The organism is Enterococcus florum (assembly GCF_004309355.1).
GTDB classification, from domain to species: Bacteria; Bacillota; Bacilli; order Lactobacillales; family Enterococcaceae; genus Enterococcus_A; species Enterococcus_A florum.
The window spans coordinates 64,358-75,256 of the sequence record NZ_BJCC01000032.1 but is presented as its reverse complement, the minus strand read 5'-3'; the positions used below and the strand labels follow the sequence as shown (position 1 = coordinate 75,256).

10 protein-coding genes are annotated in these 10,899 nt (G+C 38.2%); 1 reads left to right on the top strand and 9 read right to left on the bottom strand.

The window, feature by feature from the left end; translation table 11 throughout:
* Positions 1-23: 23 nt before the first annotated feature.
* Genes NRIC_RS16810 through rbsK form a run of 3 tightly spaced genes read right to left on the bottom strand, consistent with a single transcriptional unit; the run spans position 24 to position 2,601 of the window.
* A complete protein-coding gene (locus NRIC_RS16810; protein WP_146623873.1) occupies positions 24-1,010 on the bottom strand; it encodes an ABC transporter substrate-binding protein in 987 nt (328 codons plus the stop codon).
* Between the two features lie 13 nt (positions 1,011-1,023).
* Complete coding sequence (locus tag NRIC_RS16805; protein WP_146623872.1) at positions 1,024-1,617, bottom strand: KpsF/GutQ family sugar-phosphate isomerase; 594 nt, start codon at positions 1,615-1,617, stop codon at positions 1,024-1,026.
* Positions 1,618-1,665: 48 nt separating this feature from the next.
* Complete coding sequence (gene rbsK / locus NRIC_RS16800; RefSeq protein ID WP_146623871.1) at positions 1,666-2,601, bottom strand: ribokinase; 936 nt, start codon at positions 2,599-2,601, stop codon at positions 1,666-1,668.
* A 1,828-nt stretch (positions 2,602-4,429) separates the two neighbouring features.
* Between rbsK and NRIC_RS16795 the strand changes: the two genes are divergently transcribed.
* Positions 4,430-5,023, top strand: a complete 594-nt coding sequence (locus NRIC_RS16795; protein ID WP_146623870.1) for a rhomboid family intramembrane serine protease — start codon at positions 4,430-4,432, stop codon at positions 5,021-5,023.
* A 434-nt stretch (positions 5,024-5,457) separates the two neighbouring features.
* On the opposite strand, the gene NRIC_RS16790 is transcribed toward NRIC_RS16795, so the two are convergent.
* The 6 genes from NRIC_RS16790 to NRIC_RS16765 form a co-directional block, all read right to left on the bottom strand.
* Entirely contained in the window at positions 5,458-5,784 is a 327-nt protein-coding gene (locus NRIC_RS16790; protein WP_146623869.1) for a PTS lactose/cellobiose transporter subunit IIA, read from the bottom strand.
* Positions 5,785-5,801: 17 nt separating this feature from the next.
* Positions 5,802-6,734, bottom strand: a complete 933-nt coding sequence (locus NRIC_RS16785; protein ID WP_146623868.1) for an ROK family protein — start codon at positions 6,732-6,734, stop codon at positions 5,802-5,804.
* Between the two features lie 14 nt (positions 6,735-6,748).
* Positions 6,749-8,167 carry an MFS transporter gene (locus NRIC_RS16780; RefSeq protein WP_146623867.1) on the bottom strand — a complete coding sequence of 473 codons (1,419 nt, stop codon included), beginning with the start codon at positions 8,165-8,167 and terminating at the stop codon, positions 6,749-6,751.
* A gap of 91 nt (positions 8,168-8,258) precedes the next feature.
* Positions 8,259-8,570, bottom strand: coding sequence for a PTS sugar transporter subunit IIB (locus NRIC_RS16775; protein ID WP_146623866.1), 312 nt, complete (start codon positions 8,568-8,570; stop codon positions 8,259-8,261).
* Between the two features lie 87 nt (positions 8,571-8,657).
* The gene (locus tag NRIC_RS16770) at positions 8,658-10,004 is read right to left on the bottom strand and encodes a PTS sugar transporter subunit IIC (RefSeq protein WP_146623865.1); all 1,347 of its coding nucleotides are present in this window, start codon (positions 10,002-10,004) and stop codon (positions 8,658-8,660) included.
* 27 nt (positions 10,005-10,031) lie between these two features.
* A complete protein-coding gene (locus tag NRIC_RS16765) occupies positions 10,032-10,889 on the bottom strand; it encodes a Cof-type HAD-IIB family hydrolase (protein ID WP_146623864.1) in 858 nt (285 codons plus the stop codon).
* Positions 10,890-10,899: the final 10 nt, after the last annotated feature.

Genomic DNA, 10,899 nt, shown 5'->3' with positions numbered 1-10,899 from the left:
GTCCACAAAATTTTTATATTATTTCATTGTCCTATTGACGGGGTGCGCACCAATTTCGCAGCTTCTTTTGGATTTTTACTTTGCTTGTTGACGACCATTTTCCAACCGCCGGCAACCGTTGTTGGTGTGCCATCTTTTGGAATCGGCAACGGAACAACACCAATATTCATGTCTGGATAGTCGTCTTCCAGCGCCTTGATCCCAAAGCTTCCACCGATCCACATGGCGGTCTCTCCATCACCTAAAATGCCCACGTCACTCGCTGGTCGGGACGGTTTCAGATTTGCACTCTTATCACTGACCATCTTTTTCCATAATGTTAGTGCTTGAATGACAGATGGAGAATTGAGTGTTGATTTTTTTCCGTCAAAGAAATCCCCGTCGCCTTGCCAAACGAATGGCATAAATGAAAAGTTTCCGTATGCGCCTTTGGTAAGGTCATAAGTAATACCCGCAACTTTATCTGTGTTTAATTTTTTTGCTGCTTCAGTCATTTCATCCCATGTTTTGGGCGGTTGTATTCCCGCTTTTTCAAACATGTCTTTGTTGTAGAAAAGTGCCATTAAATCTTGTTCAAACGGCGCAGCGATAATTTTTCCATCTTTCGTAACATCTTTGATCGATTCTTTTGAATAATCTTCCCTTACCTCTTTTGGAAAAAAATCATCCAACGGATAGTTTATTCCAGAATCAATAAACGTATTAATCGTTCCAGGGCTCGCACTAAAGAGATCCGGTCCGTCTCCTGTAGCAAAAGCTGTAGTTAACTTAGTACCTGTATAGTCGTCAATCGAGATATTCTTTTGAACAATTTTTACATCAGGATTATTTTTCTCATATTCTTTGATTTTTTTATTAAAGAACTTTGCCTCTCCACCGTCGCTTACCCAATGATTCCAAAACTCCAGTTCAACTTTACCATCAGCTGTGTCATCATTTTTCTTACCACAAGCTCCCAAAGATATTGCCATCAAAGCTGCAGCTGTAAACAACAAAATTTTCTTTTTCATAATCTCTTCTCCTCTATTTCTTAGTTTCCAGTTGCGCGCCCAAAGCACCCCCGGGATGATACAAATGGAAGTCTTCACGTTCAAACTTCAATGATTCTGATAATGCGACACCTAAGCTATCACCCAATGACAACATAATAATGGCGCTAGTAGTTGGAGCTAAATTTAATCGATCAGCTTCTGTCTCATATTGGTATGACAATGTCATTTCGCAGGATCTAGACAGGCTTGATTCAGGTTGAGAAGTGAATGCGATTTTTGTACAACCAATTTTGTTTAAAGAAGGCAACATCGCTAATATTTCAGCCGTTTCGCCGCTATTCGACATCATGAATACAATGTCATCGTGATTGATCATTCCCAAATCTCCATGTAAGGCTTCAGTGCTATGGACAAAGATCGAAGTTACCCCTAAACTGGAAAATGTAGCAGCTAGCTTCGTTCCGATATGACCAGACTTTCCTACTCCAGTAAAAACCACTTTTCCTTTACGTTCTTGAATGACTTGAACAATTTTTAAAAAATCGTCACTCAAATTTTCGCTTACGACTTGCAAAGCCTGCTGTTCTGTACTGATTACCTCTTTTGCTCTTTCTAAAATATCCATAAGGACCTCCAAATACATATTTTTATAATTGCTGAATTGATCATTCTGCTAAACTTCGATTCGATTTATGGCATGTTGAAATTCCTCCAATTCTTCGATCGTTGGTAACGACTGTATTGCTCCAGTCTTTGTAACTGTTAGTGCACCCACTTGATTAGCAGTTCTTAAAATTTCCTCTTTATCCAAATCATCAATAATACCGCATGCCAGCGCACCGTTGAATGAATCACCCGCAGCGACAGTATCTACTGCATCAACAGAAAAGGCTTTCATTTTAGTGACGTCTCCTGAATCGTCAATCCAAACAGCACCTTTTTCTCCAAGTGTTACTATGACATTTTTAACTCCTTCCTTTACTAATGATTGAGCTGCTTTAATTGCTTCCTCCGCTGTTTGAATAGCTTGGTTCGTTAAAATTCCTAGTTCGGTCTCATTGGGTGTCAAGTAATCAATTTTTCTCAAGAGTTCTTTTGGTAGTTTTCTTGCAGGTGCTGGGTTGAGTAATATTTTCACTCCATTTTTATGAGCGAAATCAATAGCCCCTTTAGTTAATTCAAAATCCATTTCAAGCTGTAAAACTAATAACTTGGATGATCGAACTAGTTCTTTGATGCTTTCAAATTCAATGGACGAGTAAACTAAATTAGCACCTGGAATGATGACTATTCGATTCATACCATTCTGATCTACCATTACATTTCCAATTCCTGTTGGTGATGATTTCGTGATTTTTAAATTATTCGTTGAAACACCTATTGAATCTAAAACTCTTCTTGCTTCTAATCCAAAATCGTCATTTCCAACCATCCCAGCAAAAATTACAGGTTTTCCCAACTTCGCAATTGCCGCCGCTTGATTCGCGCCTTTTCCACCAGAATTTTGGATAAAGCTTAGCCCAACCAACGTCTCGCCATTTTTAGGCAATCGATCAACTTTTGTAACTAAATCCATCATAAAGCTTCCTAGAACAACTATTTTACTCATATAATCCCCTCCAAGTAAACGTTTACTTTTAGTTTTAAAAAAATAAACTTTTAGCTTTTTAAAACTCAAATAATTCTAATATCGTTTCGTTAAATGTAGAAATTGAACATCAGTTGGTGTTGAACAATTTTTTTGATTCTAATAATAGGGTTTCGTTTTACCTTTTTCCAAATCGCATCCCTTCGTCTAATTTTCTGCACAAACTTTTTAAATACTAAAAGATCTCAAAGTATGAAGTAAACGTTTACTTCTCTTACAGCACAAATGTACCTTATCTGTTATGCGATTGCAACACTTTTTTATAAAATAACGAATATATTTAAGTAAAATATCCATATTAAATTTCAAAAGAATTGTATGTCCTATTCTACATATTAATATCGTTTTAAATAATCGCTTAAGATACGGTATTGTTGTAATGTATCTAGATTACCTTCGATTTCTTCTGAAACAAATAATACTATCAAAAAATATATTTTTAATAACAATTATTGATTAGTAATTTTAATTTTTATACACCTCGATTTATCAGTAAAATTTTTTCCCATATCTCCTTATTTTTGTTTTCAATTTCATGGAAAAATAAAGCTTGGTGAAAAATAGTAATTTTGAAAAGGTTAAACAAGCCTCTGAAATATCGAATCAAGACTCAGAACTGAACTTTTTTATCACGTAAATTCTATTCCTATGTATTGTCTACACCCATCTACTATCTCATTTCCACTAACTCTTGTTGGCAAAGAGCAAGCATTTATGAATAAAATTTTCATAATAAACAAATAAAGTGGACTTTACAGATATTTCTGTCAAGTTCGCTTCTTATTTGTAACCTTCTTCTGATTTCATTACCCACTGATGTTTTCAAAATGATACTATAGATCTTGCCTAGGTATTTCTAACTAAGCAAGAATATCAACATGAATATCTCCTTAGTTATTAACTACTGTTTCTATTTCGTCTTCCAATTTGACCGCTAGATTAGAGAAAACGACATTTTTGTAATTCATTTTTCTTTCCTACCTTGGAAAATTATTGCTTTTACTGGATAAGCCTTGAGCACATCTCCAAGCCCATGGTCAATTATTAGCAAAGAATGCATATTAAAGAACTGGTCAGGATTTTGTAGATAGTTTTGCATATTGAATTCGCCAATTCTCTAACGTGAAAAAGACCCCAAGCCATAAAATCGATATACTTAACAATATCTTTTTACTTTTTTTGATTTTTTTTAAAAATCGGCTATTTGTAAATCTTTCGTATCTTTTAAGAACTTGATGCATAAAGCAAGTTCTCTTTTCATGAATATTCCGAATTACATATAAGTAAACTCTAAGAGATCTGATATACCTTCTGAGGTATCTTTGTTTTTCTCGATAACAATCCTGTTTTAATTATCAAACATTTGATCGAAAGCTGTAAATCATTTTTTTAGTTTCATCAGATATTCTTTCCATAGTTCTAAATATATCGTCAGTTTTAGGTAAATCGATCTCGAGAGCAATTTCATTGTTTTCAGAAAAATAATTTTGAAAATTCTTTAGATTAATTCCTTTAACAAATCCAAAAATGCCCATCGTTTCAAAGATTGGTATCTTTCTTTGTTAGACTTTTCCAGCATTTTCAATCATATAAAGATAAAGAGTAAATTTCAGACTATGATAGTGCTTTCAGACCTGATTTCTAACGTAATACATCTCAAGTCTGATTGAACAGTGAAAATTCAAATGCTACCATATCAAAATAGAGCATTTTTGTAGTAGTTTCCTCAAAGTCATTAGGATTCAATTGACGGGCTGCTCAGATGTTTAATCAGCTAATGGAGGAAGATATGGAAAAAAGAAGAATCAATAAATTAATCAGCTTCAACTCACCGGTTATTTTAGGCCTTGCTTTCTCAGCTCTTATAGTGCTGATCCTAAACGGAGTGACGAATGGAGGAATCAATAAATTTTTCGCAGTGTACTATACTTCGTGGTCAGATCCATTGATGTATTTACGCTTATTTACTCATACGCTTGCACATCAGGATCTGAGTCATTATTCAGGGAATTTCCTGTTGTTGTTAGCCGTGGGACCACTGGTAGAAGAAAAATACGGCAGTAAAAATGTGCTGCTCATGATACTGACTTCATCAGCGATCATCGGTCTGATCAATATCATTTTCTTCCCGCAAACGATGCTTTTGGGAGCAAGCGGTATTGTATTTATGTTTATTTTGTTAGCGTCATTCGCCAATGTAAGTGATGGAAAAATTCCAGTGACTGTTATTCTAGTGGGAATACTTTATATTGGGAATGAGCTAGTAAGCAGCGTACTGTACAGCGATAACATTTCAAGGATGTCCCACATAATTGGGGGTCTATTAGGAGCATTGTTTGGCTACTTCTTCCATATGAAGAGTCTTCCTAAGAAGAAACACTAATTTAGGTATTGAGAAACTTATTGATTGTCCAGGTCTATAACTTTAATGGGAAACTGGTTATTCTGATTGGAAACAACAAGCTGAAATATAGTTATCCATGCTAACATGAAGGATTTTCAGAATCCGTTTTTAACATTAGACTTGCTAGATTCGGTATATCCGCTAAACACTTTCTAAAAAAAACAACGAAAGAGCCGCATCCCCAGCGCAATTAGTGTGCAAGGAGGTGGCTCTAATTTGATATACATAAAGGAAAGAAGCTACCCGATGCTTACGCTTTAAGTCTTTTCGAAAGAAAACTGATAAAATGAAAGCCAAATAGTTCACTATTTCTTTTTTTTAAATACTGAACCATTTGGCTTTTTGACATCACTTATTTATGCAGTTGTGTGTTGATTGAATTAGTTATTATTCTACTTATACAAGTATACAAACTACATCCGACCATTTTGCACATACTCATAAACATCAATAATTTCCTTCGCTAAATCACAAAAGGCGATCGAAGTCATCAAGTGATCCTGACTATGAACCGTCAGCAAATTTATTTCGGTTGTCTCACCCTGAGCCTCTTTTGTCAGCATTTCTGTTTGCGCGTGATGCGCTTTAATTAGCGCTTCTCCTGCGATGTCAATTTTGTTCATGGCTCCTGCGATATCTCCGCTTTTCGCGGCCTCGATTGCTTCCACCGCTTCGCTTTTGGCATTGCCGCTATGAATGATCAGTCCCATCACAGCTTCTAATTGTGCTTGATTATTCATTCCACTTCTATCCTTTCTTAAATAGCGTATTCCTTCAACGTACTGACCACTTGATAAGCGGCGCCGTACATACCAGCTTCGTTTCCAAGAATTGCCTTTCGCAATCGAAAATTGCCGGCGATCTGCGGAAATGCGTAGCTCTCGATAGCATCTCTTAATGGTGACAAGAATAGTTGTCCGGCTTCAGACACGCCCCCTCCGATCACGATTTCTTCTGGGTCTAACGTATTAACGATTCCCGCGATCGCACGTCCAAGATAATCAACAGTGATTTTTAACGTTTCTTTAGCAAGCAGATTATTCATTTGGATCAATGTAAATAGTTCCTTCGTATTGGAGACTACTGTTTCGTCAGCCAAACGATTCAGTGTTTGAATCATTCCATTCGCAGAGCCGTAGCATTCTAAGCAATTAATATTGCCGCAGCCGCAAATTCGTTCTTCCTCAGCTTGAACGGGAATGTGTCCTATTTCGCCGCCAGAGGAATGTTCACCGTTCAAAATTTTTCCATTAACAATGATTCCGCCGCCAACACCTGTTCCAACTGTCACGAAGACAACATTTTGAACAGGTTCCGTTGATCCTTTCCATAACTCGCCTAAAGCCGCGGCATTGGCGTCATTCAATAAAGCTACAGGAATATTTAAACTGTTTTCGATCATTTGCTTTAAAGGAAAATCCGTCCAGCCTAGATTGACTGCTCGTTTTACGACTTGATCAGTTACTGGACCAGGTACGCCTATCCCGATTCCTAAAACCTCAGCTAACTCTTGATTGTTTTGATTCATTCTTTCATTAATACTATCAACAATCTCGACAGGAATCTCGCTGCCTGCATTCGCTGTGTTGGTCGGAATGCTCCATTGATCCAGCATCAGACCCGTCACATCAAAAAGAGCCAGCTTGATCGAAGTCCCTCCGATGTCGATACCCATCACTTTATTTATCATAGTCATACCCTTTCTTAATCGATTTCTTGAACTTGAATATCCGTCTGCGTTTCTCGACTATAAAATAAACGCAAGAGCAAGAAAAGTTCGATAGCAAATAGAATAATTAGAAATAAGAAGCCCATTCTTGAGCCGTTGATTGTGGATTGCGCGATACTAAGCGTCTGATTCGACTGACTTTGAGAAATGATACTGGCAATGATTGAGGTACCTGATGCCCCCGCAAATTGCTGGAATGTCATAATGATGGCATTGCCATTTGCCTGCTGTGAATCAGTTAATTGCTTTAAACCATTGGTCATTAAATTTCCAAAGGAGAAACCTACGCCTAAAGTGAACATAAAATACAGGATTCCTATTAGCAGGTTGCTTAATACTCCGCTAAAGAGCGTAAACAGCAGTAATGAAAAAGCAATTACCAAACATCCTGCCATAATTGGTTTCTTTGGTCCAAAACGATCCAAGATCCGTCCGCCTAATGGTGTGAATAAGGCCCCTAACGTTGCACCTGGCAGGACAACAAAGCCAGAAATCTGCGGTGTCGCACCGTTCACTAATTGAATGTAGTTCGGCAAAATGAACACCAGTCCCATTAAGACCAATTGCAGAATAAAGAAACAGATCACGTGCAGACGATACGCTCGATTCTTTAATAAATCCAGCTGCAAAATTGGTTCAGCTAAACCTTTTGAACGCTGCATTAGGCAAATTAGTCCGATGATACCAAAAATAAAGGCACCACCGACCTGTATTGAAAACAAGCTCTTACTTCCCGTATTGCTGAAGCCGATGATCGTTCCTATGAACATCATCATGATAGACAACAAACTAAATAAATCAAAACTCGTCTTTTGAACTTCACTTTTTTGTTCAATCGTCACTAAACCGACTACCATAGCCGCCAGCATGACCGGTATCAGCAAAATAAAAATGGAACGCCAGCCTAAACTCGTAACGACCAGCCCACCGAATGTCGGTCCAATCGCAGGCGCTATCGCCGGAATCATCGTCCCTACGCCCATCATCATACCAATTTTTTCGGATGGCACCTGCTCTAAGATAATATTGAACATAAGCGGTAAGCCAATCCCTGTTCCAATCCCTTGAATGACCCGTCCTAATAATAAAACAGAAAAAATTGGTGCAACCGCGTCAATAATGATTCCTAAGGTGAAAAAACCAATGCCTATCAGAAACAACGTTTTATTTTTAAAGGAACGTTTTAAAAAGCCTGATAGCGGTACGATGATCGCCAATACTAATAAATAAATGGTCACCAGCCATTGGACTGTTGCCGTATTCACATTGAATTCTTTACTTAATGTAGGAAAAGTCACAGTCATTGCAGTCTCAACGAGCACGCCACAAAAGGACAAAAGTCCAGTTGAAATGATTGCTCCAATTAATCTAAGTGTTAACTTTTCTTGTTTCATTTGTTTTCTCCGTTTCTAAAAATTACCGGTATCTATCAAACGAATGGTTTAAAAAGACGGCGGCTAAGAGACAGCCGCCGCCTGATCTAATCTACTCTTTTATTAATGATATAGCTTGTTGCAACACTTTTTCACCATTCATCGTGCCATATGCAGACATATCAATGACAGCTACCGGGATTTCATCTGCTACTAAAGCCTTGATTTGCTTTTCTTTAAATCTGACCTGTGGGCCTAATAAAATGACGTCTTTCTCCTTTAAGTGATTCTTCACATCGTCGACTGGACGCGCATCTACAGAAGTTTCGATCGCTTGATCGACTCCCGCCTTTTCAATCTTCTCGATCAACAGACTGGTACTCATACCAGCATTGCAAACTAACAAAATATTGATTTTTTTCATCGCTCTATTCTCCTTAAAAATATTAATGAATCAATTTTTCATGCTATAGATTAATTCCGTAAAAGAGGAACTGAAATCTTTATTTGTTTATTCTGTTATCGTAGCTTGATTTTCTAAACCCATATCAGTGATTTCTATCTTTTTTTCTTTCAATGCTTCTTGTTCACGTTTGCACTCTAGATTGTCCGCCATTTTAAAGAATGGGAAGTAAACTCCTACTGATACTGCAACACAGACGATTTGAGCTATTAACATTCTCCAGCCGCCAGCGATCAGAGCATTAAGCAGCGTTGGCGTCCCTGTTGGCAGCTGTGCTCCGATCATGCGAGGAACTAACCCTGTGGTAATTGATAGATAGCCAATTAATCCAGTGATCAACGGTGTAATAACTGTCGGAATTAAGAACGTCGGGTTCAAACAAATCGGTGTCCCAAAGGTGATTGGTTCGTTGATGCCGAAAAATGTTGGCACACTAGTGATCCGCCCGATATTCTTGTATTGATCGCTTTTCGCGAATAGTAGGAAACAAATCGCTAATCCAAGAACACAGCCTCCGCCGCCGATTTCTAAGAAAACTGAAGTGAAACCAAAGTCAATCAAGTGAGGCGGTGTTGTTCCTGCTGCCGCCGCGTTCATATTTTCGATCGTCATTGTTTGAATGATTGGTGCGTATACGCCAAAAATGATTGCCTTACCGTGGATACCGAACCACCAGAAAAGCCCAATTAATGCATACGCTACCATTACTCCGCCAACGGAACCTCCAATTTGCTGAATCGGAACTTGCAGAACACTGTAAACCAACTGGTGAACACTGCCGAAGCTAGTCATAGCAAAGCCCCAAGAAACCAAGGACATTAAAAGCACAATAGCAAAGAAAGGAATGATCGAACTAAAAGATTTTTCAACAAAGCTAGGCACACTCTCCGGCATGTGGATAGTGATATTATTTTTTATAAACCAATAATAGAGACGTGCAACGACCAGGCCGACGATAATACCCACGAACATCCCCTTCGACCCTATATAGTCAAAGCTGATAAAATCGACTGGCCTTACGGTATCATGCACCTGCTGCTCAATCGTTGCTAGTGGTGTCAAGATCAAAAAAGAAACGATGGCTAAAAATCCAGGGAACATCCCTTCAATATCGAATGATTTTGCTAAGTTATACGCAATGAAGTAGACCACAATTAAGCCCATGATGTTACTCGTAAAATAACCTGGTAGTAATAACAAAGATTTTATTCCATTGTCCTGAATGAAGTTTTGATAGCCATCAAACGGAAGATTAGCAACCAGTGTACACATTGCTCCAGTGATACTGGCCGGAATGGTCATGACCATTCCTTTGCTGACTGCTTTCAAATAGCGATTATCTGAAATTTTTTCTGCTGTAAGCTGGATTTTTTCGAGATTATCAACAAAACTCATAATGAAATTCTCCTTTTTATAGTTTAACTAGAGAAACTGTTCAATTGCCTTCCCAACACCATCTGCATCATTTGTATCTGTCACATACTTTGCTTGTTCTTTTACCTCTTCGATCGCATTCCCCATAGCAATCGTGTAGCCGAACGATTCACTCAGCATGCCCAAGTCGTTGTAGCTATCACCGATTGTCATGATCTCGTCCATATATATCCCGCGATTGTTTGCGTAATGCTTAATAGCTTCTCCCTTATCAGCCAAAGGATTCGTAATTTCCAAATTAATCGCGAAAGAACCTGTAGCGTTAACTGGATATTTTTTAGATAAGCTTTCTCTTAGCTTGGCGATTTTTTCCCGATTATTTGAAAAGCTGATGATTTTCCCAACTTGGTAATCGTTTTCAAAAACCTCTTTGATTGAATCTACACGACGAATCGCTTTGTATAAAAAGTGTTCCTCTGCCTTTTCATATGCTTGCTCAATAGATATTTCAGAATGAAAATTATTTATCTTAGTGGCGACCGCCCATTTGCAGGTCTCAACATCACTTAATGAAAAGCTTCCCCCTGTCGTATAGACCTCGACATATAACCCTTGTCGATTCAACTCTTCCACAATCTGCTCAACAATAGCATTCTCAAGATAGAGACTCTGAATGATCTCTCCCTGCGCATTTCGCAGCTCGCTGCCGTTCATGACCAGATAATTGCACTCGATTCCCGCTGAGGAGACCTGTGGATGAGCATCTTCATAGCTTCTTCCAGTCGTGATGATGAACTCAACGCCCATTCCCTGAGCTTTTTTGATCGCTTCCACATTGCCTTGCGAAATATCATGATTATTACTGACTAATGTGCCATCCATGTCTGACGCAATCAACTTAATCATTTCATCACCT